The 25,811-nt window shown below is 66.4% G+C and carries 26 protein-coding genes; 5 read left to right on the forward strand and 21 right to left on the reverse strand.

Going from position 1 to position 25,811, the window contains the following annotated elements; translation table 11 throughout:
* Nucleotides 1-149: 149 nt before the first annotated feature.
* The gene (locus FS787_RS10050) at nucleotides 150-2,081 is read left to right on the forward strand and encodes an adenylyl cyclase (protein ID WP_260982496.1); all 1,932 of its coding nucleotides are present in this window, start codon (nucleotides 150-152) and stop codon (nucleotides 2,079-2,081) included.
* A gap of 145 nt (nucleotides 2,082-2,226) precedes the next feature.
* On the opposite strand, the gene mmsB is transcribed toward FS787_RS10050, so the two are convergent.
* The 16 genes from mmsB to FS787_RS10130 all read right to left on the reverse strand — a co-directional run bounded on the left by mmsB (nucleotide 2,227) and on the right by FS787_RS10130 (nucleotide 18,875).
* Nucleotides 2,227-3,513, reverse strand: a complete 1,287-nt coding sequence (gene mmsB / locus FS787_RS10055; protein WP_144672288.1) for a multiple monosaccharide ABC transporter permease — start codon at nucleotides 3,511-3,513, stop codon at nucleotides 2,227-2,229.
* A 5-nt stretch (nucleotides 3,514-3,518) separates the two neighbouring features.
* Nucleotides 3,519-5,048, reverse strand: coding sequence for a multiple monosaccharide ABC transporter ATP-binding protein (gene mmsA / locus FS787_RS10060; protein WP_144672289.1), 1,530 nt, complete (start codon nucleotides 5,046-5,048; stop codon nucleotides 3,519-3,521).
* Nucleotides 5,049-5,157: 109 nt separating this feature from the next.
* The gene (gene chvE, locus FS787_RS10065; protein WP_144672290.1) at nucleotides 5,158-6,282 is read right to left on the reverse strand and encodes a multiple monosaccharide ABC transporter substrate-binding protein; all 1,125 of its coding nucleotides are present in this window, start codon (nucleotides 6,280-6,282) and stop codon (nucleotides 5,158-5,160) included.
* A 256-nt stretch (nucleotides 6,283-6,538) separates the two neighbouring features.
* Nucleotides 6,539-7,441 (reverse strand): aldose 1-epimerase family protein, encoded by a 903-nt coding sequence (locus FS787_RS10070; RefSeq protein WP_144672291.1) that lies wholly within the window; start codon nucleotides 7,439-7,441, stop codon nucleotides 6,539-6,541.
* Entirely contained in the window at nucleotides 7,438-8,958 is a 1,521-nt protein-coding gene (gene araA / locus FS787_RS10075) for an L-arabinose isomerase (RefSeq protein WP_144672292.1), read from the reverse strand. Before araA ends, FS787_RS10070 begins: the two co-directional genes overlap by 4 nt.
* 44 nt (nucleotides 8,959-9,002) lie before the next feature.
* The gene (locus FS787_RS10080; protein WP_144672293.1) at nucleotides 9,003-9,713 is read right to left on the reverse strand and encodes an L-ribulose-5-phosphate 4-epimerase; all 711 of its coding nucleotides are present in this window, start codon (nucleotides 9,711-9,713) and stop codon (nucleotides 9,003-9,005) included.
* A complete protein-coding gene (gene araB, locus FS787_RS10085) occupies nucleotides 9,710-11,434 on the reverse strand; it encodes a ribulokinase (protein ID WP_144672294.1) in 1,725 nt (574 codons plus the stop codon). The genes FS787_RS10080 and araB overlap by 4 nt, the downstream gene beginning before the upstream one ends.
* Nucleotides 11,435-11,542: 108 nt before the next feature.
* Nucleotides 11,543-12,568, reverse strand: a complete 1,026-nt coding sequence (locus tag FS787_RS10090; RefSeq protein ID WP_144672295.1) for a LacI family DNA-binding transcriptional regulator — start codon at nucleotides 12,566-12,568, stop codon at nucleotides 11,543-11,545.
* Between the two features lie 149 nt (nucleotides 12,569-12,717).
* Nucleotides 12,718-13,785, reverse strand: coding sequence for a HoxN/HupN/NixA family nickel/cobalt transporter (locus FS787_RS10095; protein ID WP_144672296.1), 1,068 nt, complete (start codon nucleotides 13,783-13,785; stop codon nucleotides 12,718-12,720).
* Nucleotides 13,785-14,615, reverse strand: a complete 831-nt coding sequence (locus FS787_RS10100) for an urease accessory protein UreD (protein WP_260982511.1) — start codon at nucleotides 14,613-14,615, stop codon at nucleotides 13,785-13,787. Before FS787_RS10100 ends, FS787_RS10095 begins: the two co-directional genes overlap by 1 nt.
* Nucleotides 14,616-14,653: 38 nt before the next feature.
* Nucleotides 14,654-15,271, reverse strand: coding sequence for an urease accessory protein UreG (gene ureG / locus FS787_RS10105; RefSeq protein ID WP_144672298.1), 618 nt, complete (start codon nucleotides 15,269-15,271; stop codon nucleotides 14,654-14,656).
* A gap of 32 nt (nucleotides 15,272-15,303) precedes the next feature.
* Nucleotides 15,304-15,993, reverse strand: a complete 690-nt coding sequence (locus tag FS787_RS10110) for an urease accessory protein UreF (RefSeq protein WP_144672299.1) — start codon at nucleotides 15,991-15,993, stop codon at nucleotides 15,304-15,306.
* Nucleotides 15,974-16,456, reverse strand: coding sequence for an urease accessory protein UreE (gene ureE / locus FS787_RS10115; protein WP_144672300.1), 483 nt, complete (start codon nucleotides 16,454-16,456; stop codon nucleotides 15,974-15,976). Before ureE ends, FS787_RS10110 begins: the two co-directional genes overlap by 20 nt.
* A gap of 19 nt (nucleotides 16,457-16,475) precedes the next feature.
* A complete protein-coding gene (gene ureC, locus FS787_RS10120) occupies nucleotides 16,476-18,236 on the reverse strand; it encodes an urease subunit alpha (protein ID WP_144672301.1) in 1,761 nt (586 codons plus the stop codon).
* Complete coding sequence (locus tag FS787_RS10125) at nucleotides 18,233-18,562, reverse strand: urease subunit beta (RefSeq protein ID WP_144672302.1); 330 nt, start codon at nucleotides 18,560-18,562, stop codon at nucleotides 18,233-18,235. The genes ureC and FS787_RS10125 overlap by 4 nt, the downstream gene beginning before the upstream one ends.
* A 10-nt stretch (nucleotides 18,563-18,572) precedes the next feature.
* Complete coding sequence (locus FS787_RS10130; RefSeq protein WP_144672303.1) at nucleotides 18,573-18,875, reverse strand: urease subunit gamma; 303 nt, start codon at nucleotides 18,873-18,875, stop codon at nucleotides 18,573-18,575.
* Between the two features lie 212 nt (nucleotides 18,876-19,087).
* Between FS787_RS10130 and FS787_RS10135 the strand changes: the two genes are divergently transcribed.
* Nucleotides 19,088-19,423 carry a hypothetical protein gene (locus FS787_RS10135; RefSeq protein WP_144672304.1) on the forward strand — a complete coding sequence of 112 codons (336 nt, stop codon included), beginning with the start codon at nucleotides 19,088-19,090 and terminating at the stop codon, nucleotides 19,421-19,423.
* A 23-nt stretch (nucleotides 19,424-19,446) separates the two neighbouring features.
* On the opposite strand, the gene FS787_RS10140 is transcribed toward FS787_RS10135, so the two are convergent.
* The gene (locus FS787_RS10140; RefSeq protein WP_186329152.1) at nucleotides 19,447-20,199 is read right to left on the reverse strand and encodes a LysR family substrate-binding domain-containing protein; all 753 of its coding nucleotides are present in this window, start codon (nucleotides 20,197-20,199) and stop codon (nucleotides 19,447-19,449) included.
* A 90-nt stretch (nucleotides 20,200-20,289) separates the two neighbouring features.
* Here FS787_RS10140 and FS787_RS10145 point away from each other — a divergent pair, with 90 nt between their 5' ends.
* Nucleotides 20,290-20,694, forward strand: a complete 405-nt coding sequence (locus FS787_RS10145; RefSeq protein ID WP_144672305.1) for a DUF5997 family protein — start codon at nucleotides 20,290-20,292, stop codon at nucleotides 20,692-20,694.
* A gap of 66 nt (nucleotides 20,695-20,760) precedes the next feature.
* Here the strand turns inward: FS787_RS10145 and FS787_RS10150 are convergent, their stop codons facing one another.
* Entirely contained in the window at nucleotides 20,761-21,144 is a 384-nt protein-coding gene (locus FS787_RS10150; protein ID WP_144672306.1) for a VOC family protein, read from the reverse strand.
* Nucleotides 21,145-21,299: 155 nt separating this feature from the next.
* On the opposite strand from FS787_RS10150, the gene FS787_RS10155 reads away from it, so the two are divergent.
* Both FS787_RS10155 and FS787_RS10160 read left to right on the forward strand, forming a co-directional pair.
* Complete coding sequence (locus FS787_RS10155) at nucleotides 21,300-21,932, forward strand: hypothetical protein (RefSeq protein WP_144672307.1); 633 nt, start codon at nucleotides 21,300-21,302, stop codon at nucleotides 21,930-21,932.
* Nucleotides 21,933-22,005: 73 nt separating this feature from the next.
* On the forward strand, nucleotides 22,006-22,644 hold the full coding sequence (locus FS787_RS10160) for an NADPH-dependent F420 reductase (protein ID WP_144672308.1): 639 nt from the start codon (nucleotides 22,006-22,008) through the stop codon (nucleotides 22,642-22,644).
* Between the two features lie 112 nt (nucleotides 22,645-22,756).
* Here FS787_RS10160 and FS787_RS10165 read toward each other — a convergent pair whose 3' ends face one another.
* From FS787_RS10165 to FS787_RS10175, 3 genes are all read right to left on the reverse strand, one after another.
* On the reverse strand, nucleotides 22,757-23,239 hold the full coding sequence (locus FS787_RS10165) for a pyridoxamine 5'-phosphate oxidase family protein (protein WP_144672309.1): 483 nt from the start codon (nucleotides 23,237-23,239) through the stop codon (nucleotides 22,757-22,759).
* 122 nt (nucleotides 23,240-23,361) lie between these two features.
* Nucleotides 23,362-24,885 (reverse strand): APC family permease, encoded by a 1,524-nt coding sequence (locus FS787_RS10170; RefSeq protein ID WP_144672310.1) that lies wholly within the window; start codon nucleotides 24,883-24,885, stop codon nucleotides 23,362-23,364.
* Complete coding sequence (locus FS787_RS10175; protein ID WP_144672311.1) at nucleotides 24,882-25,796, reverse strand: universal stress protein; 915 nt, start codon at nucleotides 25,794-25,796, stop codon at nucleotides 24,882-24,884. Before FS787_RS10175 ends, FS787_RS10170 begins: the two co-directional genes overlap by 4 nt.
* Nucleotides 25,797-25,811: the final 15 nt, after the last annotated feature.

Here is a 25,811-nt window from a genome sequence, read left to right on the forward strand (position 1 = left end):
CGAGCCCTTGCCCGCCGCTGTATGCGGTGTTACGCTTCCCGGCGGGAGCGCTCCCACACCTCGCGGTCACAGGGAGCAGGGCTCCAGTTCCCCGGCAGCCCCGTGTGCAGCCGGAGGGAAATCCGCCCCAACAGAGAGCAGGACCAGCAATGCCGCTAGCCCCCTTCCGCCTCCGACCAGGGGCACCGCAGCCCCGTCTCCGGAGGCCTCTGCGTCTCCACAGCCGACTGTTCGCAGGCAGCGTCGCCGTCCTGCTGGGCGTGCTGGCCACCGGCGCCGGTGCCGCATCCGCGGCCGATACCACCGCACCGGCCAAGCCGGCCCCGGCCCAGCCGCAGCCCGCGAAAGCGAACACGGCGCCGGACTTCGGTCCCAACGTCCGGATCTTCGACCCCAGCATGCCGGTGGCCGAGATCCAGGCCACCGTCGACGCCATTCACGCCGAACAGGTCGACGACGAGATGGGCTCCAAGCGGTACTCCCTGCTGTTCAAGCCCGGCACCTACGGCAGTGCCGAGGAGCCCCTCATCGTCCAAGTGGGCTACTCAACGGAGGTCGCCGGCCTCGGCGCTTCGCCCACGGATGTCACCATCAACGGGCACGTGGACGTCTACAACCGGTGCCTGACCGCGGACAACTGCATCGCGCTGAACAACTTCTGGCGCTCGTTGTCCAACCTCACCATCAACGTCACGGGCCTCGATGGATGCCGCGGTACGGCCAACTTCTGGGCCGCCTCCCAGGCCTCCCCCATGCGGCGCGTCAACATCACCGGCGGCAACCTCTCCCTGATGGACTACTGCACCGCCGGACCGCAGTACGCCAGCGGCGGGTTCATCTCCGACTCGAAGACCGGCAACGTCATCAACGGCTCCCAGCAGCAGTACTTCGTGCGTGACAGCAGCATCGGCGACTGGTCCAATGGGGTCTGGAACCAGGTCTTCTCAGGTGTGGATGGTGCCCCGGCGCAGTCCTTCCCGAACCCTCCGTACACCAACCTGGCGAGCACCCCGGTCAGCCGGGAGAAGCCGTACCTCACGCTCGACGCCGCTGGCCAGTACAACGTCTTCGTTCCCGCGGTCCGCAAGGACTCCGCCGGAACCACATGGGAAAACGGCCCGACGGCGGGCCGCAGCATCCCGCTGTCCGACTTCTTCGTGGCCAGGCCCGGCGATTCGGTCAAGACCATCAATTCCCAGCTGGCTCGCGGCAAGAACCTGCTGCTGACCCCGGGGGTCTACGACATCGATCAAAGCATCGAGGTCAAGCGGGCGAACACCGTCGTGCTCGGGCTGGGCATGGCCACCCTGACCGCCGTCAATGGCGCCGTGCCGCTGACGGTCGCGGATGTTCCCGGCGTCGACATTGCCGCCGTCACGGTGGATGCCGGCGAGGTGAACTCGCCCGTGCTGATGCGGATCGGGAAGGCCACGAAGCCCGGAGCCGGCGGAGTCTCGAACTCGCTGAAGCACAGCGACCCGGCCAATCCCACCACGCTCCACGACGTGTTTTTCCGGATCGGCGGCCCGCACGTTGGCAAGGCCTCGCTCAGCCTCGAAGTCAACAGCGACAACGTGCTCCTGGACCACATCTGGGCCTGGCGGGCGGACCACGGTAACGGCGTGGGCTGGACCACCAACACCGGTAAGAACGGCGTCATCATCAACGGCGACCATGTCACCGCCACCGGCCTGTTCGTGGAGCACTACCAGGAGTACAACGTCATCTGGAACGGCGAACACGGCAAGACGGTGTTCTTCCAGAACGAACTCCCCTACGACGCGCCCAACCAGGCAGCCTGGCAGCATGACGGGGTCCTGGGCTGGGCCGGCTACAAGATCGCCGATTCCGTCAAGACCCACGAACTCTGGGGCGGGGGAAGCTACGTCTACAACAACGTCGACCCCACCATCCACGCCACCCGGGGTTTCGAAGTTCCGGTCACGCCCGGAGTGAAGCTTCACGGCCTGCTGACCGTCAACCTCGGCGCAGGGACCCTGGACCACGTCGTCAACGACACCGGCGCGCCGGTCTCGACGGACGCCGTCGGGGTGCCCAGCTACGTCGCCGACTTCGGCTAAGACGCCGCCTGCGGGCGGGATCCCACGTCCCGCCCGCCGGGCTGCCGTCACAGCCTTCGACGCAACTTCCGAACAGCAGTGAGCGACCCGGGTTGGCTATAGAGGGAGGCCAACCCGGGTCGCAACAGGCTGCGGGTATTCTGCGCTAGTTACCGGCCGCTACCGGGACCGGGCGCTCATCCGCCGGCTTCCCGGCGTCGTCGCCCGCCGCGGGCGGGGATTTCAGCTTGAGACGCTTGATGATCGAGTCCCCGCCCTTGCCACTGCGGTTTTTGTTGAAGATGTCGAAGCCGACGGCGAGAAGCAGCACCAGTCCCTTGATGAGCTGCTGGTAGTCGGTGCCGAGGCCCAGGATCGACATGCCGTTGTTGAGGACACCCATGATGAGACCGCCGATCATGGCCCCTGCCACCGTCCCGATGCCGCCCGTGACTGCGGCGCCGCCGATAAATGCAGCCGCTATGGCGTCCAGTTCGAAGCCCGTGCCGCCGGCCGGCTGAGCGGAGTTAAGCCGGGCCGTGAACACAAGGCCGGCCAGTGCGGCAAGGACGCCCATGTTCACGAACAGCCGGAAGGTGACGACCTTGGTTTTGATGCCGGACAGCTCAGCTGCGTGGAGATTGCCCCCGAGTGCGTAGGTGTGCCGGCCGAAGACGCTGTTATTCATCAGTGCCGTGTAGACAATCACCAGGACCGCCAGCACGATCAGGACGATCGGGGTCCCGCGGTAGCTGGCGAGGAGGAAGGTGATGGTCAGCATGAGCAGGGCGATGAACGCGGTCTTGGTGGCGAACCAGGCCATCGGTTCGTTCTCGAGTTCAAACTTCTTGCGGATCCGGCGCTCCTTGACGGCCTGGATTACCAACGCCAAAGTGGCGCCGACTCCGAGGATGACCGTCAGCCACTCCAGGACCGAGGTGCCGCCGGAAATGTCCGGCAGGAAGCCGCCGCCCAGCGCCCGCAGTTCGCCCGGGAATGGCGTGATCTGCTGGTTCTGGAGGACGATCAGAGTCAGGCCGCGGAAAATCAGCATCCCGGCAAGGGTGACGATGAAGGCGGGGATTCCGACGTACGCAATCCAGTAGCCCTGCCAGGCACCCACGAGTGCACCGACCAGCAGGCAGGCGGGGATGGCGAGCCACCAGTCCCAGCCCCAATGCACGATCATGACCCCGGCGACGGCGCCGATGAACCCGGCGACCGATCCGACTGACAGGTCAATGTGGCCTGCGATGATGACCATGACCATGCCGATGGCGAGGATCAGGATGTAGCTGTTCTGGACCACCAGGTTGGTGACGTTCTGCGGTTGCAGCAGGATTCCGTCAGTCAGGATCTGGAACAGTAGGACGATCAGGATCAGGGCGACAAAGATGCCGACCTGGCGTAGGCGGCTTGTCAGGAAGCCCAGGGATTCTCGGAGGGCGGACATGTTCGCTATTCCTTCTCTTTGGTCATGTAGTGCATGAGGGTTTCCTGCGACGCTTCGGCGATCGGGACCTCGCCGGTGACGTGCCCCGCGGACAGGGTGTAGATCCTGTCGCAGATGCCCAGCAGCTCGGGCAGTTCGGAGGAGATCACAATGACCGCCTTTCCTTCCGCGGCCAGCTTGGCGATGATCGTGTAAATCTCAAACTTCGCGCCGACGTCGATCCCGCGGGTGGGTTCGTCGAGGATCAGCACATCCGGATCGGAGAACATCCATTTGCTCAGCACCACTTTCTGCTGGTTGCCGCCGGACAGTTTGCCCGTGATGGCGGCGACGGAGGGTGCCTTGATGTTCATGTCCTTCCGGTAGCTGTTGGCGACGAGGGTTTCCTGGTTCTTGTCCACCCAGCCGCCCTTGACCAGCTTGCGGAGCGCGGCCATGGAGACGTTCCGCTTGATGTCCTCAATGAGGTTCAAGCCGTAGAGCTTGCGGTCCTCGGTGGCGTAGGCGATACCGTGCTTGATGGCGGCGGAGACGGTGCCGGTGTTGATTTCCGTGCCGTGCTTGAACACCTTTCCCGAGGTTGCCGTGCCGTAGCTGCGCCCGAAGACGCTCATGGCCAGCTCCGTCCTGCCGGCACCCATGAGTCCGGCCAGTCCCACCACTTCCCCCTTGCGGACGTTAAGGCTGGCGTTGTTGACCACCATCCGGCTGTGGTCCTGCGGGTGCCGGACGGACCAGTCCTCGATCCGCAGGACTTCCTCGCCGATCTGCGGATCCCGGTCCGGATACAGGCTTTCCAGGTCCCGGCCCACCATGCCGCGGATAATGCGCTCCTGGGTGATCTCCCCGTCGCCCAGGCGAAGCGTTTCGATGGTCTTACCGTCGCGGATGATGGTGACGGCGTCCGCGATCTTGCGTATTTCGTTGAGCTTGTGGCTGATGATGATGCAGGTTACGCCCTGGCCCTTGAGGTGCAGGATCAGGTCCAGCAGGTGGCCCGAGTCCTCGTCGTTGAGGGCCGCCGTCGGTTCGTCGAGGATGAGGAGCTTGACCTCCTTCGAGAGCGCCTTGGCGATCTCCACGAGCTGCTGCTTGCCCACGCTGATCTGCTGGACAGGGGTTACCGGGTTTTCGCTCAGGCCCACCCGGGCAAGGAGTTTCGCGGCCTCCAGGTTGGTCTTACGCCAGTCCACCCAGCCGCGGTGGGCTTGTTCGTTGCCGAGGTAGATGTTCTCGGCGATGGAAAGGTACGGGCTCAGGGCCAGCTCCTGGTGGATAATCACGATCCCGCGCTTCTCGCTGTCGCTGATGCTGGAGAACTCACAGGGTTCGGTTTCGAAGAGGATCTGGCCGTCGAAGGAGCTGTGTGGGTAGACGCCGGACAGCACCTTCATCAGGGTGGACTTCCCGGCGCCGTTTTCCCCGCAGATGGCGTGGACTTCGCCGCGGTTCACCTGCAGGGTGACGTCCTGGAGGGCCTTCACGCCCGGGAAAGTCTTAGTGATTCCTCGCATTTGAAGAATGGGTGTGTTCATCGCCAATTCTCACTGACTGGTAGTACCTGAGACGTCCTGCGGCTGCAGGGGTCTACGGGAAGGGTGGCGGCCCGGGCTCGACGGCGGCCCGCCACCCTTCAACGTGGGGCTACTTGACGTCGGCCTCGGTGTAGTAGCCGGAGTCGATGAGTTCTTTCTTGTAGTTCTCATTCGTGACGATGACGGACTTGAGCAGGTACGCCGGAACCACCTTGACCTTGTTGTTGTAGGTCTCGGTGTCGTTGACCTCGGGCTCCTGGCCCTTCAGGAGGGCGTCGACCATCTTCACGGCCTGGGCACCCAGCAGGCGGGTGTCCTTGAAGATCGTGGAGTACTGCTCGCCGGCGGTGATGGACTTCACCGAGCCCTTTTCGGCGTCCTGGCCCGTAACGACCGGCAGGCTTCCCTTGGCGTAGCCGCCGGTGCTGGTCAGGGCAGAGATGATGCCGATGGACAGTCCGTCATACGGGGAGAGAACGCCGTCGAGCTTGGTGCCGGAGCTGTAGGCGGCGGTGAGGATGTCCTCCATACGCTTCTGGGCCACGGGGGCCTGCCAGCGCAGGATGGCGGCCTGCTCAAACTTGGTCTGGCCGCTGGGTACCTTCAGGGTTCCGGCGTCCAGGTACGGCTTGAGGGTGTCCATGGCGCCGGTCCAGAAGAAGTTGGCGTTGTTGTCATCCGGGCTGCCGGCGAAGAGCTCGACATTGAAGGGGCCCTTGCCTTCCACCTTGGCGCCGCTGGCGTCAATGAGGCCTAGGCCGGTCAGGAGCGATGTGGCCTGCTGCACGCCCACCGTGTAGTTGTCGAAGGTGGTGTAAAAATCGACGTTCGGTGTGCCGTTGATGAGCCGGTCATAGGCGATGACTTTGACGTTCTGTTCTTTCGCCTTGGCGAGGACATCGGTCAGCGTGGTGCCGTCGATGGCGGCAATGATGAGGGCCTTGGCGCCCTTGGTGAGCATGTTCTCGATCTGTGCCACCTGCGTGGGGATGTCGTCATTGGCGTACTGCAGGTCGGCCTTGTAGCCTAGCTTCGTCACGGAATCCGAGACGTTCTTGCCGTCGGCGATCCACCGTTCCGACGTCTGCGTCGGCATCGAGATGCCGACGAGGGAGCCGGCAGCATCGGCGCTGGCGGAAGGGGCGGCCGTGCCGGGCCGGCTGCCGCAGCCGGTGGCCCCGGCGGTCACAGCGAGGACAACCGCAATGGCGCCCAGGAGTTTCCTGATCTTCACAATTTTCTCCTTCCGCGGACCCGTGGTCCGCGAAGTTGCTCCTGATCGCAGTCCTGCACGTCATTGTGCCCCCTGCGGGGCGGTAACAGCGGGAGGATTGCGGAGGTCTGAATGGAACGGGGATTCGGCCGGCAAGGGAACTGCCACCGATTGTTATCGCTAACAATATGGTCAAAGATAGCTTCTTGAAACATGTGAGTCAACGCACATTCGGCGTATATTCTCCACCGGGGTTCGACGGCGGGCAGTCCGGGGCTCAGCAGGCAAAGATGCTCCAGGCCGCGTCGTGCGAGGCCGCGGGGTCGAGGCACACCAGGTCCGTGCCCGTGTTGAAGGCGTCCGGCGGGCAGGTCATCGGTTCGACGGCGAGCCCCAGCCGGCTGCGCAGCGGCGGTTCCGCATCCCCGGTGTAGAGCTGCACCCAGGCACAGCTGCGGGCCCAGGCCATGCCGACGCCAGTCCCGCTCGGATCCCGGACCACGACGCATGCCCGCCCGTCGCCGTCGTAAACAATGTCAGTGAAGGCATGGTCGATTTCCGTGGAACCGATCACGCGGGCGGCCCGGAAGTCGTACGCGTGTCCCGCAACGGGCCGGGTGGCGAGCGGCAGCAGCCGCTCCGGTGCCACCTCAAGGAACGTCGCGGCGGGGACTTCCAGAGTCCATTCGTCCAGTGGTCCAGGTCCTGCCAGAAGGTAGGGATGCGGACAGACGCCGTAGGGCGCCGTCCGCTCCCCCGTATTCGCTGCGGTGACGGCTACGTGCAGACCGTCACCGTCTAGCCGGTAGCTGGCGGTGATTGACAGGGCGAAGGGGTAGCCCGGTGTCGGCTCGATGACGCAGGAGAGCTCCACGGAGTCATCCGTCCTCGCCCCCAGCGCCCAGTCCATCTCCGGGGTGAAGCCGTGCAGGGCGCACTTCCGGCCGGGCTCGTTGACCGGCAAGTGGTAGTCCGCTCCGTTGAAGGTGTACTTCCCCTCGGGAATCCGGTTCGGCCAGGGCGCGACGATGACGCCGCGATAGTCGGGGTTCGGCCCGCCGGCCGGGAACGGGACGATCAGGTCCCGTCCCCGGAATTGCAGCTCCCGCACAGCCGCTCCCCGCACCGCGACGACGGCCGTGTACTCCTCGTGCCGGAGCCCAAATTCGGCCCCGGTCACAGCCCGCTTGCCAGCTTGTAGTAGGCGGCGTTCCAGGCCAGTTCCTTCTTGAAGCTGCGGATGGTGGTGCCTTCGTCGATAGTCAGCAGCTCTGTGCGGGCGATCTCGGCGAAGTCCTCGAAGACGTCCATGCCCACGGCGGTGGTCAGGACCGTGTGATGCGCGGCCCCGGCGGTCAGCCAGGCGGCCGCGGAGGTGGTGAAGTCCGGCTTGGGCGACCAGAGTGCGCGGGCCACCGGCAGGTTGGGAAGCGGCTCGTCCAGGTCCACGACGTCGACGGCGTTCGCCACGAGGCGGAAGCGGTCGCGCATGTCGGACAGGGCCACCACGACGCCGTGCCCGGCGTCGGTGTCGAAGACCATCCGGACCGGGTCTTCCTTGGCGCCGATGCCAAGCGGATGGATTTCCACCCGGGGCGTTGTGACGGTCAGGGAGGGACAGACCTCGAGCATGTGGGCGCCAAGGATCTTCTCCTGGCCCGGGACGAGGTGGTAGGTGTAGTCCTCCATGAGGGAGGCGCCGCCGGGGAGCCCGGCGCCCATGACCTTGGCTGCCCGAACCAGGATGGCGGTCTTCCAGTCGCCCTCGGCGCCGAAGCCGTAGCCGTCGGCCATGAGCCGCTGAACGGCCATGCCCGGCAGCTGCCGGAGGTCGCCCAGGTCCTCGAAGGAGGTGGTGAAGGCTGCCGAGCCGTTGGCCTCCAGGAAGCTGCGCAGCCCCAGCTCGATCCGTGCGCTGTAGCGTAGCGACTCGTGGCGGGCGCCGCCGGTCCGGAGCTCGGGGACGACGGCGTAGAGCCGCTGGTACTCGTCGACGAGGGCATCGACGTCGGCCTCGGGGGCGCCGTGCACGGCGTCGGCGAGTTCGTTGACGGACCAGGTGTTGACCGAGACGCCGAAGCGAAGTTCCGCCTCCGTTTTGTCCCCTTCGGTGACGGCGACGTTGCGCATGTTGTCGCCGAAGCGGGTGAGCTTCAACGTGCGGACGGCGGCCCAGCCCGCAGAAGCCCGCTGCCAGGAGCCGACTTGGCGGGACACCTCAGGGTTGGACACGTGTCCGACAACGGTTTTGCGTGGGACGCCGAGGCGCGACTGGATGTAGCCGAACTCGCGGTCGCCGTGCGCGGCCTGGTTCAGGTTCATGAAGTCGAAGTCGATGTCCGCCCACGGCAGTTCGACGTTCGCCTGGGTGTGCAGGTGCAGGAGGGGTTTGCGGAGCAGGTCCAGGCCCTGGATCCACATCTTGGCCGGGGAGAAGGTGTGCATCCAGGCGGTCACGCCGATCACGGCGTCGTCCGAATTCGCTTCCAGGGCGGTGCGGCGGATGGCGTCCGAGTCGGTGAGCACGGGCTTCCAGACGATCCTGACAGGGACGTCGGAGGAACCGTTGAGGGCTGCGGCAATCTCCCGTGATTGCGCGGCCACCTGCTTGAGGACGTCCTCGCCGTAGAGGTGCTGACTGCCGGTAAGGAACCAGACTTCGTACTGCTCCAGCGAAGTGTTGTTGGCGTTGGTCATGTTTTCTCCTGCGAAAGGTAGAGGGCGATGGCGGGTAACGCGGCCTAGCGGCCGTAGACGTTCTGGTATCGGGCGTAGAGGGCGTCGACATGGGCCGGGTCGATCGGGAGAGGGTCGCCGAGCTGGCGGGAAATGTGAACGGTCCGTGCCACTTCCTCGCACATGACAGAGGCCTTAACCGCCGAGCGGGCATCCTTGCCCACTGCGAAGGGGCCGTGGTTCTGCATCAGCACGGCCGGCGAGGAGGAGTTGGCCAGGGTGTCCACGATGCCGCGGCCGATCGAGTCGTCCCCGATCAGCGCGAAGGGGCCTACCGGGATGGCTCCGCCGAACTCGTCGCCCATCATGGTGAGTACGCACGGGATCGGTTCGCCCCGGGCGGCCCAGGCAGTAGCGTACGTGGAGTGCGTGTGGACCACTCCACCGACCTCGGGCATGTTGCGGTAGACGTAGGCATGCGCCGCGGTGTCCGAAGACGGCGTGAGGCCGGGGTTTTCCCATTCCGCGGCTTCGCCGTTGGTTCCGGCGGAAAGCCTGCTGACCGGGGTGCCGTACAAGTCCGTGACGACCATCAGCTCGGGGCTCAACTCAGCGTAGGAAACCCCGGACGGTTTGATGACCATGAGGTCGTAGCCGGGGACTCGCGCGGAGACGTTTCCCGCGGTCCAGACGACCAGCTGGTAGTGCGTGAGCTCGGCGTGCAGTGCGCAGACCTCGCGGCGGAGCCGTGCGATGGATTCCAGCAGCCCGCTCATGCGGAGGCTCCTTCCCGGGTGGGGGCGAGGAGTGGCCGGACGGCCTTGCGCTGGATGGCCTTGAGTCGGTGCATGACGTCGTTCGTTCCCCTGCCGAAGTGGTCGTGGAGCGCACGGTATTCCTGGAACAGTTCCTCGTAGGCAGCGACGTTCGCCGGGATGGGGGTGAAGACGGCTCCGGGTTCGGAGCCCATGGCAGCGGCGGCGGCCCGGATGTCCGGGTACCGGCCGGCCGCCACGGCCGCGTGGATGGCCGAGCCGAGGGCCGGTCCCTGGCTTGAGCCGATGGTGGAGAGCTGCAGTCCCGTGACGTCCGCGTAGATTTGCATCAGGAGCTCGTTTTTCAACAGTCCGCCGGCCACGATGAATTCGTTTACCGGCACTCCGGAGTCGCGGAAGGCGTCCACGATCGTGCGGGTGCCGAAGGCCGTGGCCTCCAGCAATGCCCGGTACGTGTCCTCGGGCCGGGTAGCGAGGGTCTGTCCGAGCACGAGACCGGAAAGTTCGTGGTCCACCAGCACCGAACGGTTGCCGGAGTGCCAGTCGAGGGCGATGAGGCCGTGAGCGCCAATGGCCTGGCCCGCGGCGAGTTCGGTCAGGTATTCGTGGATGCCGAGCCCGCGGGAGGCGGCCGCATCATGGTAATCGGGCGGCACACCATACTTTGTGAACCAGGCAAAGATATCGCCCACACCACTCTGTCCGGCCTCGTACCCCCACAGCCCGTCAACGATTCCGCCATCCACCACACCGCACATGCCGGGCACTCCGCGCAGCTCTGTTCCGTTCAGGACGTGGCAGGTGGAGGTGCCCATAATGGCCACGAGCTGGCCTGGCTCCACGGCCCTTGCGGCCGGGGCGGTGACGTGGGCGTCGACATTGCCGACCGCGACGGCGATTCCCTCAGGCAGTCCGGTCCAGTCGGCGGCCTCGGCGGTCAGCCGGCCCGCGGCGTCGCCCAGCCGGCCGATGGTGTGCTCGAGCTTCGTGCTGACAAAGTCCTTGAACTGCGGATTCAGGGCGGCCAGGAAGTCTTCGGATGGGTAGCGGCCGTCCTGGTAGATCCCCTTGTAGCCAGCCGTGCAGGCGTTGCGGACGTAGTTGCCGCAGAGCTGCCAGACGATCCAGTCGGCGGCCTCCACCCAGCGGTCCATCGCGGCGTAGGTTTCCGGGTCCTCCTCGAGCAGCTGCAGCCCTTTGGCGAATTCCCATTCAGAGGAGATCAGCCCGCCGTAGCGCGGGAGCCAGCTTTCGCCGCGTTCGGCAGCCAGCGCGTTGATCCGGTCCGCCTGTGGCTGTGCGGCGTGGTGCCGCCACAGCTTCACATAGGCGTGCGGCCGGTCGGCAAACCCGGGAAGCTCATTGAGCGGGGTTCCGTCCGCCTTGACCGGAACCATGGTGCAGGCGGTGAAGTCGGTGGCGATGCCGACGACGGCGGCCGGGTCGATTCCGGCGTCGGCGATCGCGGCGGGAACGGCTTGGCGCAAGACCTCGCGGTAGTCATTGGGAACCTGGAGGGCCCATTCACCGGGGAGCCGGATGCCGGCGACGGCCGCGGTGTCCTCCGGAAGCTCGCCTGTGACCACGGCATGCGGGTAGTCGAAGACCCCGCTGCCCAGTTCCCTGCCATCCCGGACCCGGACGACGACGGCCCGCCCGGAGAGCGTGCCGTAGTCCACGCCGATGACATAGTTTTCGGTTCCGTCCACTGAGACGTCCATCAAATCCTCCAATAGTTCCGCAGCATTGCGAACTCCTCCATTGTTAGCGCTAACAAACATACTGTCAAGGAATATTGACAGTGCAGTTGGGTGAAGAGGGGCTCGGACCTAGGGCAGCGCCGGCCGGGCAGCGGTGCTGGCGCGGACCACGAGCTCGGGATCGACCACCACCAAGGTGCCGCCGGTAGCGCCGTCCTCAATCTGGGCGCGCATCAGGTCCATGCAGCGCTTGCCGAGTTCTTCAAAGTCCTGGCGGACAGTGGTCAGCGGCGGCATGAAGTATGCAGATTCGGGCTGGTCGTCGAAGCCGACAAGCGAGACATCCTCCGGCACGCGCACGCCCTTTTCCCCGAACGCCCGCAGCAGTCCCAGCGCCATCTGGTCGTTGCTGACGAATACTGCCGTGGCGCCTTGTCGTTCTGCCAGCTGCTGCCCGATCCGGTATCCGCTGCCCGCGCTCCAGTCACCCTCGACCAGTAGATCGTCACTGAGGCCGGCCTCCGCCAGCTCCTCACGCCAACCGTCAACACGGGCCTGGGCGTCGATCCAATCGGGCGGTCCCGAGACGTGTCCGATCCGACGGTGGCCCAGACTGATCAGATGGGCGACCGCAAGTCGCGCGCCGAGCTTCTGGTCGACCATGGCACCGCTCAGCCGGCCTTCCCCCGCTCCCCCGACGACGATCACCGGGACATCCAGATTCAGGCGTTCCAGCGCCTGTAACGTCCCGTCGTGCGGGACGATGACAATCAGCCCGTCCGCGCCCTGGTCCGTGAGGTGGCGCACTGCATCGGAAATTGCCTCGGCCCCGGCCCCCTTGATCGAGGCAATGCTGACGAAGTAGCCAGCCTCCCGGGCCGCCTGCTGGACTCCCAGCAGCGTGTTCGCCGGGCCATACTGCCCGAGTTCGGAGGCGAGGACGCCGATGTTCTGGGTGCGCCGGGTCACGAGGCTCCTGGCCGCCGTGTTGCGCCGGTAGCCGAGTTCGGCGATCGCAGCCTCCACCCGCGCCCGGGTCGACGCGCTGACATTGGGGTGGTTGTTGATCACCCGTGACACCGTCTGGTGGGAGACCTTGGCCCGCGCTGCAACGTCCTCGAGGCGCGGCAGCCGCCGGTCATTGCTGTTGCCCATGCAAGGCACCTTCCTCCGTACGCGGCCGGTCCGCGTGAAATCAAGTTACAGGAGGGCACCGGGCACGCCACGGTTTCCGCTGCCGGCCACCGTCCTGTTAGCGCTAACGGTAGCGCATTTCCGCGTCCCGGGCGGAGCGCTATACCGGCTCAACTGACGGCGCGTCCGGCGGAGCACTGCGACCTGGCAGACCACCCGCACACGGCCGCCGCTCCCCAGACTGTCAGCAGGCACGCGACCAGCAGCAGCCCTGCCTCGCCCAGTTCGATCCCGCCCAGCCAGGTGGTCACCGGATCCTCGAGACTGAAGGCGGCATTGAAGAATCCGCCCAGGGTGATGAACGAAATGAACAGGGCTGACACGGCGGATATCCCGGTGATCAGTGCGTTGAAGCCCAGCCTCCTCTGGGGGCTGTGGATGGCGGAGCCGTACATGCGCATCATCGCCACCCCGTTGGCGGTGTCGCACAGCGTCATGGCAGCGGTGAATGCCAGCGGAAGGGCCAGGAGGGCCAGCGGGGAAACGCCGGCCAGGGATGCCGACGTCGCCATGACCAGCAGCCCAATGGTGGTGGCGGTGTCGAAGCCCAGGCCGAACAGGAACCCGATGACGTAGATGTTCCGCGGCCGCTGGACGCGGGACAAAGGCTTCGCCAGCAGCCGGGCCACGACTCCCCGGGCTTCAAGATCCTCGTCGGGCACCTCTCCGCCGCCCTGCGCACTCCGGTAAGCCTTGGACGCCCGGAGAAAGGCGGAGCCGTTGAACAGGCCCATGGCCAGCAGGAAAGTCCCCGAGACGCCGCTGCCGATCAGGCCCAGCACGAGGTTTCCGGCGGTGCCGTCCGACATGAACTCGCCCACCACCGCGGCGCCGCCCACGGCCAGGACGCCGGCCAGGATCACCACCGAGCTGTGGCCCAGGCTGAAAGCGAACCCGACACTCACCGGGTCTTTCCGCTGAGCCACGAACTTGCGGGTCGAGTTGTCGATGGCGGCGAGGTGGTCCCAGTCGTAGCTGTGTTTGATGCCCGCCGCATAGGCAGTGAGCACCAGGCCAAGAGCCAACGGCTCCCCGGACGTCACCAAACCCGCGAGGAGAAGCACGACAGCGGCGGCATGCAGGGCGGCCACCGCACCGATGGTGACAAACAACCGGGTCCGCAGCGGCAGATTCTCGCGCTGACGGTACAAGGCGGCGAACGCGGTCAACGTGGTCATCAGTACTTCCTGAGGTCCAGGGGCGCCGTGCCATACCACCGTTGCCGGAGCAGTGCGCTGCAGGCACCCAGCAGCCTCTTGAGTTCATCGGTGCTGTTCGACAGGGACCGGAGCACCAGACCGCTGATGCCATGAACTGATGCAGTCAATGAGACCCCTGTGCAGGCGTCGTGCCCGTCGGTCAGTGCATGCAGTTCGTCCGCGAGTTCCTGGTCAACGCGCCCGTCGACAACGATCAGTGATCCCAGGTGACTGAAGCCCTCCATAAATCCCAGGCCTGTGACGTCATGCTCCGGGGGCCGGATCAGCAGGTTGTCGAGCGCCAGCAGCCCGCCCCGCCCCGCGGATCCGACGTGGATTTCGGTCCGCAGCCGCAGTTCCTCGTAGCGGAACGCGGCGCCGTCCGGCGACCAGCCGGGAGTGATGACCTCGGACATAACCAGGCTCGACGTCGGGTGCATGATGATGTGGGTGTTCTGCCGGTAGCTGGCCTCCCGGTAGGCGATCAGCTGGTCCGGCGCCAGCTCCAGCTGGGCCCCCTCCCCCAGCCGCAACCGCATCCGCTGCTCGGCAAACGAACCCGGCGTCCGGTACACCTTGGTGGCCGACTGGGTAGTGAGCAGCAGCTTCGCCCCCGCCGCCACCTCCACGTCAATCACATACAGATCAGACCCCAAGTACGCCCCGCCGGGATTCACCACCACATAACAAACCTGCCCGGACTCATCCAAGTAATGAGGCCGCAAAACCCGCAAGGCGCCCTGATGAAACTGACGCGCGGCCACGGACCGTCCGCCCCGCACCTCGATGCGCAAAGCCACCTCCCCCATCGGTGCGGCAACAGCAGCGGGAGCGGCCGCCGTCGCGCTCATAACGCCAGGTCGAGCATCAGGACATCGCGCCGCACCCATTCGATGACGCGCTCCAGCCCTTCGTCGGTCTTGAGGTTGGTGAAACAGAACGGTTTCTCGCCCCGGAATTCGCGGGAGTCCCGCTCCATCACGGCCAGGTCCGCGCCGACGTGCGGCGCCAGGTCGGTCTTGTTGATGATGAAGAGATCGGACTTGATCATGCCCTGGCCGGCTTTCCGCGGGATCTTCTCGCCCTGGGCCACGTCGATGATGTAAATAGAGAAGTCCACCAGTTCCGGGCTGAACGTGGCGGACAGGTTGTCGCCGCCGGATTCCACGAAAATCACCTGCAGGTCCGGGTGGCGGGCCTTAAGCTCCTCGATGGCTGCCGTGTTCATGGACGTGTCTTCGCGGATGGCCGTGTGCGGGCAGCCGCCGGTTTCCACGCCGATGATCCGGTCGATCGGAAGGATCCCGTTGGCGGCCAGGATCTTGGCGTCCTCGATCGTGTAAATGTCGTTGGTGATGGCGGCCATGGAGATTTCCCGGCTCATGTGGCGGGTGAGGCGCTCCACCAGCTGGGTCTTTCCGGCGCCCACCGGGCCGCCGATGCCGATTTTGATGGGCTCAGACATATTCTTCTCCAGACATATTTCTTGTGCGGTACTTAGCTCATAAACATTCGGGCACGCTGGCGTTCGTGGCGCATCTGCGAAATTTCGAGGCCGGGACTGACCGCCCCGAAGTCGGAAAGATCCAGGCTCCCGGCCCGTGCGACGGCGGCCGTTACGTCGCTGGCCGCCTGGCGCAGCAGCCGCTGGCCGGCGTTCTGCCCCAAAGGAATTGCCCGGACGGCGTTCTGCGTCAACGACGTCACCGCCGCGAAGAGGTAGGCGGCCAGGGCCTCCGGCAGCGGGACGCCCAAGGAACGCGCGACGACGGCGAACGCCAGCGGCTGGTGGCCGGCGGCGCGGCCGGAACCCACCAGCTCCCGGTACCCCGTCAGGTCGGGGGATGGAAAGATCTCGGCGCCGATCTCCAGCAGCCGGGTGCCCATCTTGGTGCTGGCCTCACGCAGCTGCCGGGGCAGCAGCTGGGCCGTCAGCAATGCATCCAGTTCGGCGACGGAAACATCCTCGTAGAGGAACCGGATGGCCAGCGCGTCCGAATACGTGAGCTGCTGCCCCACGAAGGCGGACAGCCACACGCCGAACGACGCCTCATCATGGACCAGTCCGCGCTCGATGTAGCTTTCAAACCCCAGCGAGTGAGCGAACGCCCCGGTCGGCAGCGCGGAATCACACAGCTGCTGCAGGGCCAGCTGGTAGGGCGCGGGGCTAGTGGCTGTGTTCGGCATGACGGAAGGGGACGGGCATCACGCGCTCCTGGCGGTCATAGGGCGCTCCGACGAGTTTGAGGTAGTCCTCCACGGTGTGGTCGTACTGGCAGACCATAACGGCGGCGCCATATTCCGAGGAGGGCTCGAAGAACTGGGCCTGCAGGTGCCGGTTCCCGAGGGAATGCGCCACCACGCCCATCTCGTGGATGGACCGCGGCGCGATGACCAGGACATCGGTGGGCAGCACCGACACGACGATCATGTTGGTGTCCGCGACGTGCAGGATGTCGCCGTCGCGCAGGTCCTCCGAACCGGAGGGGAGGCGGATGCCGATTTCCTTGCCGTGATCGGTGGTGACGCGCTGGACGCGTTTGACCAGCTGGGCGCTGGGCAGCACCACCTTTTCCCGGTGGAGCCCGGCATACGGGTCAGCTCCGGGGGGAAGGTCGTGGGTGTTGCCGAGGACCTTTTCAATGATCATGCCTGTCTCCTCCGGGAGCCTAGAAAAGGAAGTAGCGCTGCGCCATGGGCAGCACGTCGGACGGTTCGCAGGTGACGTCCTCGCCGTCGACCGTCACCTTGTACGTTTCCGGGTCCACGTCGATGTCCGGGGTGGCGCCGTTGTACTTGAGGTCCGCCTTCGTGAGGCTGCGGATGCCGGACACGGGCCGGATGACCTTCTCCAGCCCCAGCTCCGCCGGGACCCCAGAGTCGATGGCGGCCTGGGAGAGGAAGGTGATGGAAGACTGCTGCAGAGCCTTGCCGTAGGCGGCGAACATGGGCCTCATGGTGCGCGGCTGCGGCGTGGGGATGGAGGCGTTGGCGTCCCCCATCAGCGCGTAGGCGATCTGCCCGCCCTTGAGCACCAGTTCCGGCTTGACCCCGAAAAACGCCGGGTCCCAGAGCACCAGGTCCGCGAACTTGCCGGCCTCCACCGAGCCGATGGAGTCCGCCATACCCTGCGCGATGGCCGGGTTGATGGTGTATTTCGCCACGTAGCGCTTCAGGCGGAAATTGTCGCTCTCCGCGCCCAGGCCGGACGCCGCGCCGTGCACACCCCCGTCCGGGTCCTTCAAGACACCGCGCTGCCGCTTCATCTTGTCCGCCACCTGCCAGGTGCGGATGACCACCTCGCCCACCCGGCCCATCGCCTGCGAGTCCGAGGACGTGATCGCGAAAATCCCCAGGTCCTGCAGCACGTCCTCGGCGGCGATGGTCTCGGCGCGGATGCGGGAGTCCGCGAAGGCCACGTCCTCCGGGATGTCCGGGTTGAGGTGGTGGCAGACCATGAGCATGTCCAGGTGCTCTTCAAGGGTGTTGCGGGTGTACGGCAGCGTGGGGTTGGTGGACGCCGGCAGGACGTTGGGCAGCCCGGCGATCTTGATGATGTCCGGGGCGTGCCCGCCGCCGGCACCCTCGGTGTGGAAAGTGTGGATCACACGGCCGTCGATCGCCCGGATGGTGTCCTCCACGAAGCCGCACTCGTTTAGCGTGTCGGTGTGGATGGCCACCTGGACGTCGAACTGATCCGCGACCTGCAGCGAGGTGTCGATCGAGGACGTCGTGGAACCCCAGTCTTCATGGACTTTCAGTCCGATCGCCCCGGCGCGGATCTGCTCGGCCAGGGGCTCGACGGCGGACGCGTGCCCCTTGCCGAACAGGCCGATGTTGATCGGGAGCCCTTCGGCGGCCTGGAGCATCCGCTGGATGTGCCATTTTCCGGGGGTGACGGTGGTGGCCTTGGTGCCTTCGGCGGGGCCGGTGCCGCCGCCGATCATGGTGGTCACGCCGCTGCACAGCGCAGCGGAAACCTGGTCCGGGGAGATGAAGTGGATGTGGGAGTCCACGCCTCCGGCGGTCAGGATCTTCCGCTCGCCCGCAATGATCTCCGTGCTGGCGCCGATCACGATGTCCACGCCGTCGGTGATCTGCGGGTTGCCGGCCTTGCCAATCCGGAAGATGTGGCCGTCCCGGAGCGCGACGTCGGCCTTGTAGATCCCGGTGTAATCCAGGATGACGACATTGGTGATGACGGTATCCGGGATGCCTCCCCCCTGGCCGTCCCCGTCTCTGGTCAGCTGGCCGTTCTGGCCCATGCCGTCGCGGATCACCTTCCCGCCGCCGAAAACCACTTCCTCGCCGTAAACGGTGAGGTCCTTCTCGATCTCGAGGAAGAGGTCGGTGTCGGCGAGGCGGATGGCGTCGCCCGTCGTCGGGCCGTACAGGTCCGCGTATTGCCTGCGCGGCAACTCGAAACTCATTGGTGTCCCTCCTCAACCGGGGCAAGCGTGCCGTTGACCGCGTTGCTGAGGCCGTAGACCTCGCGCCGGCCGGCGAGCTGGATCAGCCGGACGGTCCTGCTGTCCCCCGGCTCGAACCGGGCCGCCGTGCCCGCCGGGATGTCCAGGCGCCGGCCGTAGGCGGCCTGCCGGTCGAACGCCAGGGCGGCGTTCGCTTCGGCGAAGTGGAAGTGTGATCCCACCTGCACGGGGCGGTCGCCGGTGTTGGTCACCGCGACGTCGATCGCCTCGCGGCCCGCGTTGACCAGCACCGGCTCCGTGTTGAGGACATATTCTCCGGGAATCATTGCAGCTCCCCTATCGGATGGGATCGTGGACGGTGACGAGCTTGGTCCCGTCCGGGAACGTGGCTTCAATCTGGACGTCGTGGATCATCTCCGGGACGCCGTCCATCACGTCCTCGCGGCCCAGGACGGTGGTGCCGTAGCTCATCAGCTCCGCGACGGTCCGGCCGTCGCGGGCGCCCTCGATCAGCTCGTAGCTGATGATGGCCATCGCCTCCGGGAAGTTCAGCTTCAGCCCGCGCGACTGGCGGCGCCGGGCGAGATCGGCCGCGACCACGATCATGAGCTTTTCCTGCTCACGGGGCAGCAGATGCATGACGGAATCCCTTCACACCGGCGGTCACGGGCCTGGCGGCGCCGTGGTGTTGCCAGAGTAGACGGGGAACGTTTCCTGCAGGTTTCCGGCGACACAATGTGCGCGAGGTAGACGCGGCCGGACCCGGCTGTTGGAGCTCCTTACGGCCGGAACGCTGCCGGCACCACGACGCCGGCCAGCTTCCGCCCAGCCGCGCTTGTTAGGGTGGAGGCATGAAACTCCGCCTCGCAGCCCTGTCCGCCGCCACCCTCATGATCGCTCTGACGGGCTGCGGTCAGGTGCAGGAAGCCGCGGACAAGGCCGTCAGCGACGGCGCGTCCCAGGTTGCCACTGCGGCCGGCAGTGAAGTGAAGAAGCAGGCCTGCGCCCTCGTCGAGGACGGCCTGGTCAGCGTCCAGGACAAGGAACTGCTGGGCGGCCTTGTCGCCGGAGCGGAAACCGCAGGCGCTCCCGCCGAGATCACCACCCCGCTGCGCCAGATCGCCGAGTCCGGTGACCAGGTTCCGGCCGATTCCGTCAAGGCCCTGCAGGACGCCTGCGCCAAGTAGCGGCCGCAGGGCAGGAGCGCGCTTTAGCGCTTGCCCTTTTTCCGTGATCCCTTGCCCCGGCCCTTGTCCGGGTTCGGCGCGTAGCGCTGCGCCACCTTGGGCTTCTTGACGGCCGGGCCGCGGCGGTCCGGTTTCGGTTCCTTCTTCGGCTTTTCCTGCTGGGCGGACGGCTGGCGGGAGCTCGCGGCGGTCCGGCCCCGGACAATCCCGATGAACTCCTCGATCACCTCATCCGTACTGTCGCTCGGCCAGGCCAGGGCGATCTCCGTCGTGGGCGCACCGGTAAGTTTCCGGGCCACGGTGTCCTTGACGTTGAAGTGCCGTGCCACGGACATCGGCAGGATCACCAGGCCGGCGCCGGTGGCCACCACCTGCAGGGCCATTTCCGGTCCGCCGAGCTCCGCCACGTCCAGGAACGTTTCCTTGGACAGGTCGGCCAGGGCCACCTCCTCGAACACGGAGATCTCGTGGCCCTTGGGCGCCACCACCACCGGCTGCTCCTCGTACAGGGGAATCACGCTCAGGCCCTCGCGCTCCACCGGCAGCCGGACGAAGCTCAGGTCCGCGGTCCCGTCGCGCAGCACGGCGAGCTGGGCGCCGTCGTCGGACATAAAGGAGTGCAGCGGAACATCGGGCATCCGCTCTTCCCAGCGCCGGGTCCACTTGCCCGGCGTCACGCCGGCGACATAGGCGAACCGCAGCTCCCGCACGGCTGCTTCGGCCGGGACGGCGGCGGTTTCGTCGGGGGTCTGGGGCGTTTCTTCGGCTGCGGACACATGTTCACAGTACCGCCCGGGCGGTCGCATGGCGGGTGTCAGTGCCCAGTGCCGGTGCCCAGTCAGGCTCTGGCCGGATACCCTTGAAGCATGACCTCTGCAAACTCCCAGTCCATGAAGCCGGCCACCGTTGCCAAGAAGCTTGGCATCTACCTGCCCGCAACACCCCAGGAGTTCCAGGATTCGGTCATCTCCCGCGCCGATTTCGCCGAGCTCCAGGCCAACCCGCCGGAGTGGCTCGCCGAACTGCGCCGCAACGGCCCGCACCCCCGTCCGGTGGTCGCGCAGAAGCTCAACGTCTCCATCAGCGGCCTGGCCCGCGGCGGCGTTGAAGAAGCGCTGACGACGGCGGAAATCACCGCGCTGCTGCAGGCTCCCCCGGCATGGCTGGTGGCCGAACGCTCCACACACGCTGCCGTCCGCGCCGAGGCCCAGCGGGTCAAGGACGAGGCCGCGAAGAAGGACGCCAAGAAGGCACGCACCGCGGCCCAGTAGCCGCACTCGCTCTCCGGAGCAGGGCAGGGCCTTGCCCGGATCCCGGCGGGGTCAAGACCGGTCCAGTCAGTCCTGGTGGAGCTGGACGAAGTTTCCGCACCCGTCGTCGAACACCGCCGTGGTGCCGCCGGGACCGTCGGAGGGCTCGCCCTGGAACATCACGCCCTTGTCCGTGAGCCGCTTGAACTCAGCCCGGACGTCGGGCACACCGAAGACGATCGCCGGCATCCCGGCGTCGTGGAGCGTATTCATGTAGGTGGACCCGATCGGGTTGTCGCTGGGCTCCAGCAGGAGCCCGACCGATCCGCCGCCGGACCCGGCCGGGTCCTTCACGATGAAGAGGTTGTGCTCCGGCATGACCAGAAGGCTCTCGAAGCCCAGGATTCCGGTGTAGAACTCGAAAGCGGCGGCGGGGTCCTTGACGTGGATACTAACCATTTTCAGTCGCATGGGCCCTAGGCTACGCCGGGACCGGCAGGGGTGTGAACCGCACCCGCCGCTTAGGGTCCGGGCAAACTCCGGACCATTGACGGCCCGCCTTCCATGGATTCCAATGGAATCAGCGGAACCGCGCCCGCCCGGGCCGGATCCCTGGAGGTGTTGGAATGCCGTCCCTGTTCTATCCCGCCCCGTTCGCGCTGTGGCAGCTGCTTGCCCTGGCCGTCATCGTTGTGTGCGCTTCGGCAGGCTCGGTGTACCTCATCCGCAAGCACCTGGCCGCCGGCGCTGACGTCTTGCCGGATTCCGTCTTCTGGGATGGTTTCGCCGGGCTCGCCATCGTTGCGCCGGCCGTGATCCTCCCCGCCCTGGCGGCACCGTGGGCGGGTCTGCTGCTGGGATTCCTCGCCGTTGCCGCCGCTGCGGCCTCCTATTTCTGGACACCCGGGGAGCTCAGCCGGCAGGCTGCCCGGCGCGCCTCCCGGGACGTCGCTGCCAGCAATGACGCGGCTGCCGCCAGGCACCGCAGCCTCCTGGCCCGATGGCAGCGCTACGAACTGGATCCGGCGCTCAGCATCGATTACCCCGCCATGAGTGACGCCCGGCAGCCGGAGACCGCCGCCCTGTTCCGCGCGATGAAGGACGCGGAGCGGCTTCGTGGCGGGACGGAGGCAGGGTACGCCCCGGCCGTTGCGCGGCTGGAACAGGCCCTCGACGACGCCGAGCGGGCCGCCGGCGTCGGGCGCGAAGCACCGGCCCGCCCCGCCGGATTCACCAGCACCGACCCGGCGCTCGGCTGAGCATTAATCCCACCCGCTGGCCGCAGAGGAGCAGCGGATCCGCATGCCGCGATCGTCCCCGGAAGGAAAACCCATGACAGACATCACCATCATCGGCAGCGGCAACATGGCACGGGCGATCGGAACCCGCGCCGTGGCTGCCGGCCGTTCGCTCCAGATCCTCAGCCGGTCCCCGGAACACGCCGCCAAACTCGCCGCGGAACTGGGAGGTGACACCGCTTCCGGAGGCCTGGGCGATATCCCGGAGGGGGACATCGTGGTCCTGGCGCTCTACTTCGAACCGGCCAAGGAAGTGGCGACACATTACGGCGACACCCTGAGCGGCAAAACGGTGGTGGACATCAGCAACCCGGTCAATGCAGACACCTTCGATTCCCTCACCGTGGAACCGGGCTCCTCCGCCGCCGAGGAAATCGCCGCACTGCTGCCGGGTGCGGAAGTGGTCAAGGCCTTTAACACCACGTTCGCCGGCCCGCTGGCCGCCGGGGCAAAGGGCGGGATGCCGCTGGATGTCTTCATCGCCTCGGACTCCGGAGACGCGGCCAACGCGGTCGCGTCATTTGCGGCAGCCGCAGGCCTCAGGCCACTAAAAGTTGGCGGGCTAAGGCATGCCCGGGAGCTGGAGGGCTTCGAGCTCATCGTCATGGCCCTCCAGGCCAACCCGGCCTACGAGTCCTTTGACTGGACCGCAGGGCCCAAGATCATCGACTAGGGATGATTGACCAGCCGGCGCCGGGGCGGGGCGGTTTGTCCGCCCCGCCGTCCCGGCGCGGGCCGCAGTTTCGCGCCGGCGCGCATGGAGCGGGCCGCAGTTTGGAGCGGGCCTACAGTTCCACCGTGCCGCTTTCCCCCACGCTCATCCGGCTGTGGGTGACCTTGGATTTGACCCACTGCAGCACCGTCGCGGCGGTTCCGCCGGGGCTGGTCCAGTATTCAGCGGAGTCGGAATCGACGTGCAGGAGCACTACCTCAGGGGTGTCCGGGCCGTCCGGGAACCAGGCCTCCACCGCCTGGTTCCACAGCTCGCGGATTTTCTGGCGGTCGGTGACGACTTCCGCGGTTCCAGCCACCGACACCCACTCCGTCCCCTTACCGAAGGAGACGTTGACGCCCGGGTGGGCCCGGACATGGGCCACCTGCGAGGTGGTGGCGGATGTGAAGAACCACATGTCGCCGTCGTCCTTCACGTCCTGGACGGCCAGTGGCCGGCTCACGAGCGCGCCCTCTTCGTTGACGGTGGTGAACATCCCGATCCGCGAATCGTTGATGATGTCCGTAACTTTGCTGATGTTCTCTGCGTCCGACATGCTGTCACCTCGTTCTGGTTCCGAACAGGGGAAGGTCCCCCTCCCGCCAGCCTATTGGTAAGTGTGCTTACTTTCCAATGGCCGGTGGATGGGGGACCTTCCGTGTCCGTTGCGGCGAGGGCCTAGTATCCCTTCGGCAGGACCTTGCCCTTGAAGAACTCCGGGCGCAGCTTGTACATGATCAGCATGAGGACCACGCCCAGCAGGATGACGCCCATGCCCAGGACGAACACCAGGCCAACCCCGCCGACCGATGAACCGGAGCCGTAGGCCGGATCCATGGAGTCGTAGGCGGTCTTGAAGAACATCACCAGCAGGATGACGCCGCCCAGGAGCGGGGCGAGGAACTTGAAGAAGAACGCCCGGGCCCCGCTGAAGGCTTCGCTCCGGAAGAACCAGACGCAGGCCAGTGCAGTGATGCCGTAGTAGAAGCAGATCATCATGCCGAGCGCGGTGATGGTGTCCCACAGGGCATTCTCCGAGGTGGTCCGGGTGATCACGTAGAAACCCGCGGCGGCAATGGCCGCGGCGATCGTGGCGTAACTCGGGGACTTGAATGTGGGGCTGATGCGGCCGAACTGGGTCGGCAGCGCCTTGTAGTGGCCCATCGCCAGCAACGTCCGGGCCGGCGAGACGAAGGTTGACTGCAGGGACGCGGCCGAGCTGCTCAGGATGGACAGGGACATCAGGATGGCGAACGGGCCCATGACCGGCCCTGCGAGGACGGCGAAGATGCTGCCCTGGTTGTCGGGGTTACCGGCGCCCAGGCCCTCCTCGCCCACACCGGCGTATGCCAGCGTGGCCAGCGCGACCGTCATGTAGATGATCACGATGACAAGCACGGTGACGGTGGCGGCGCGGCCCGGGGTCTTCTCCGGGTTGCGCGTTTCCTCGTTCATGGTGAGGGTGACGTCCCAGCCCCAGTAGATGAAGATCGAGAGCGAAACGCCGGCGGCGAAGGCCGAGAAGGATTCGACGGCGAACGGGTTGAACCACTCGGGGGAGATGGCGGTGGCATCGAAGGCGGTGCCGTTGGCGACGTGGCTGAAGGCGGCGACGGCAAACCAGCCGAGAACAAAGAGCTGGAACGCGACCAGCACGTACTGCACACCCTTGGTGGTTTCCATGCCCCGGTAGGAGATCCAGCAGGCCAGCGCGATGAACACCAGCGTGGTGGCGATGTTCAGCGGCAGGTTCAGGGTCAGGTCGGCCAGTTCGGGGTTGCCCAACAGCTGGGCCAGCATCAGGTAGAAGAAGTCCACGGCCACGGCCGCGAGGTTGGAGAGCACGATGATCGTCGCGGCGATCAGTCCCCACCCGCCCATCCAGCCGATCCAGGGACCAAAGGCGCGCGATGCCCACGTGAAGGAGGTTCCGGCGTCGGGCATGGCGTTGTTCAGCTCCCGGTAGCCGAAGGCAACCAGCAGCATCGGGATGAAGCCCACCAGGAAGATCGCCGGCAGCTGGACCCCGACTTCGGCGACCGTGGGGCCCAAGGCCGCGGTCAGTGTGTAGGCCGGCGCAATACAGGACACACCGATGACGACGGCGCCGATCAGGCCGACCGATCCGGCTTTGAGGCCTTTGGCGCTCAGTCCTGCGTGGGTGTCGTGCGAGGTCTTGGCCGCCGCGTGTTCGGTGCTCATTGGGGTGCCTCTCCGGACGTGTCATTCGACGTGGACTGGTTCTGGTGCTTGAGTTCGTAACCGCTGGGAACCACCAGCATCGGTACCGGCAGGGCGCGCAGGATCCGGTTGGCGGTGCTGCCCAGGAAGATGGAGCGGGCCTGGGCAAGCCGGCTGGACCCGATCACCAGGACCTCGCCGTCCTCCCAGTCGAGGTCATCCACGGCCTCTTCGATGCTCCGGCCCTGCGCGACGACGACGTCGGTCTTCGCCGCCAGCTGGACGCCCGACTGGTTGACCGGCGCGGCTGCCGCCACGGTCTTCTCCGCGTACTCGCGGGCGGCCGCGGCCGCGTCACCGGAGTTGCCGCCGTCGAGCGCCAGCAGGGATACCACCCGCAACGGGACCTTCCGGTTCGCCGCCATGCCGATGGCGAAGTCCAGGAGCTTTTCGGCTCCGGCCCGGGTGCCCAGGCCGCAGCTGATCCTGGTCAGGGCCTCCGTGCGGTGGTAGCCGTGCGGTGCCAGGGCCACCGGAACCGTGGAGGCATGGAGCAGCGAACTGGCAACGGAACCGATGGTGAACCGTTTGAAGAGCCCGCTGCTGGTGGCCCCGATGACCAGGACGTCCGCCCCGAGTTCTTCGGCCGCCTCGATCAGGGCCTGGGCATCGGAGTCGCCGCTGCGGATGTGCGCCTCCGCCGGGACGTCGGCCGGAACGAGGGCGAGGGCCTCGTCGAGCCATTCGCGCGCCTGCTCGTTAAGGAGGGTCTCGAAACCGGCTTTGGGTGCATGCGCGGCGCCGAACTGCTGGACCTCGGGCACCACCAGTACGAGGTCCAGGCTGGCACCGCGTCCGCGGGCCATCGCTACGGCCAGATTGACGGCATCATGACCCCTGGCATTGGCTGAATACCCCACTACGTAACGCATCTGGCCGATCCTTTC

Origin of the sequence: Arthrobacter sp. U41 (assembly GCF_007679325.1) — a bacterium.
In the GTDB taxonomy this organism is placed as follows: Bacteria; Actinomycetota; Actinomycetes; order Actinomycetales; family Micrococcaceae; genus Arthrobacter.

What these genes read in the sequence shown, in the direction of transcription:
- ureE (WP_144672300.1), bottom strand. Translation starts at nt 16,456, where the DNA reads ATGATCATTGAAAAGGTCCTCGGCAACACCCACGACCTTCCCCCCGGA.
- FS787_RS10165 (WP_144672309.1), bottom strand. Translation starts at nt 23,239, where the DNA reads ATGTCGGACGCAGAGAACATCAGCAAAGTTACGGACATCATCAACGAT.
- FS787_RS10170 (WP_144672310.1), bottom strand. Translation starts at nt 24,885, where the DNA reads ATGAGCACCGAACACGCGGCGGCCAAGACCTCGCACGACACCCACGCA.
- FS787_RS10110 (WP_144672299.1), bottom strand. Translation starts at nt 15,993, where the DNA reads ATGCCGAACACAGCCACTAGCCCCGCGCCCTACCAGCTGGCCCTGCAG.
- FS787_RS10175 (WP_144672311.1), bottom strand. Translation starts at nt 25,796, where the DNA reads ATGCGTTACGTAGTGGGGTATTCAGCCAATGCCAGGGGTCATGATGCC.
- ureG (WP_144672298.1), bottom strand. Translation starts at nt 15,271, where the DNA reads ATGTCTGAGCCCATCAAAATCGGCATCGGCGGCCCGGTGGGCGCCGGA.
- araB (WP_144672294.1), bottom strand. Translation starts at nt 11,434, where the DNA reads ATGGACGTCTCAGTGGACGGAACCGAAAACTATGTCATCGGCGTGGAC.
- FS787_RS10095 (WP_144672296.1), bottom strand. Translation starts at nt 13,785, where the DNA reads ATGACCACGTTGACCGCGTTCGCCGCCTTGTACCGTCAGCGCGAGAAT.
- FS787_RS10100 (WP_260982511.1), bottom strand. Translation starts at nt 14,615, where the DNA reads ATGGGGGAGGTGGCTTTGCGCATCGAGGTGCGGGGCGGACGGTCCGTG.
- FS787_RS10090 (WP_144672295.1), bottom strand. Translation starts at nt 12,568, where the DNA reads ATGGGCAACAGCAATGACCGGCGGCTGCCGCGCCTCGAGGACGTTGCA.
- FS787_RS10125 (WP_144672302.1), bottom strand. Translation starts at nt 18,562, where the DNA reads ATGATTCCCGGAGAATATGTCCTCAACACGGAGCCGGTGCTGGTCAAC.
- mmsB (WP_144672288.1), bottom strand. Translation starts at nt 3,513, where the DNA reads ATGTCCGCCCTCCGAGAATCCCTGGGCTTCCTGACAAGCCGCCTACGC.
- ureC (WP_144672301.1), bottom strand. Translation starts at nt 18,236, where the DNA reads ATGAGTTTCGAGTTGCCGCGCAGGCAATACGCGGACCTGTACGGCCCG.
- FS787_RS10155 (WP_144672307.1), top strand. Translation starts at nt 21,300, where the DNA reads ATGCCGTCCCTGTTCTATCCCGCCCCGTTCGCGCTGTGGCAGCTGCTT.
- FS787_RS10145 (WP_144672305.1), top strand. Translation starts at nt 20,290, where the DNA reads ATGACCTCTGCAAACTCCCAGTCCATGAAGCCGGCCACCGTTGCCAAG.
- mmsA (WP_144672289.1), bottom strand. Translation starts at nt 5,048, where the DNA reads ATGAACACACCCATTCTTCAAATGCGAGGAATCACTAAGACTTTCCCG.
- FS787_RS10050 (WP_260982496.1), top strand. Translation starts at nt 150, where the DNA reads ATGCCGCTAGCCCCCTTCCGCCTCCGACCAGGGGCACCGCAGCCCCGT.
- FS787_RS10150 (WP_144672306.1), bottom strand. Translation starts at nt 21,144, where the DNA reads ATGCGACTGAAAATGGTTAGTATCCACGTCAAGGACCCCGCCGCCGCT.
- araA (WP_144672292.1), bottom strand. Translation starts at nt 8,958, where the DNA reads ATGACCAACGCCAACAACACTTCGCTGGAGCAGTACGAAGTCTGGTTC.
- FS787_RS10080 (WP_144672293.1), bottom strand. Translation starts at nt 9,713, where the DNA reads ATGAGCGGGCTGCTGGAATCCATCGCACGGCTCCGCCGCGAGGTCTGC.
- FS787_RS10130 (WP_144672303.1), bottom strand. Translation starts at nt 18,875, where the DNA reads ATGCATCTGCTGCCCCGTGAGCAGGAAAAGCTCATGATCGTGGTCGCG.
- FS787_RS10135 (WP_144672304.1), top strand. Translation starts at nt 19,088, where the DNA reads ATGAAACTCCGCCTCGCAGCCCTGTCCGCCGCCACCCTCATGATCGCT.
- FS787_RS10160 (WP_144672308.1), top strand. Translation starts at nt 22,006, where the DNA reads ATGACAGACATCACCATCATCGGCAGCGGCAACATGGCACGGGCGATC.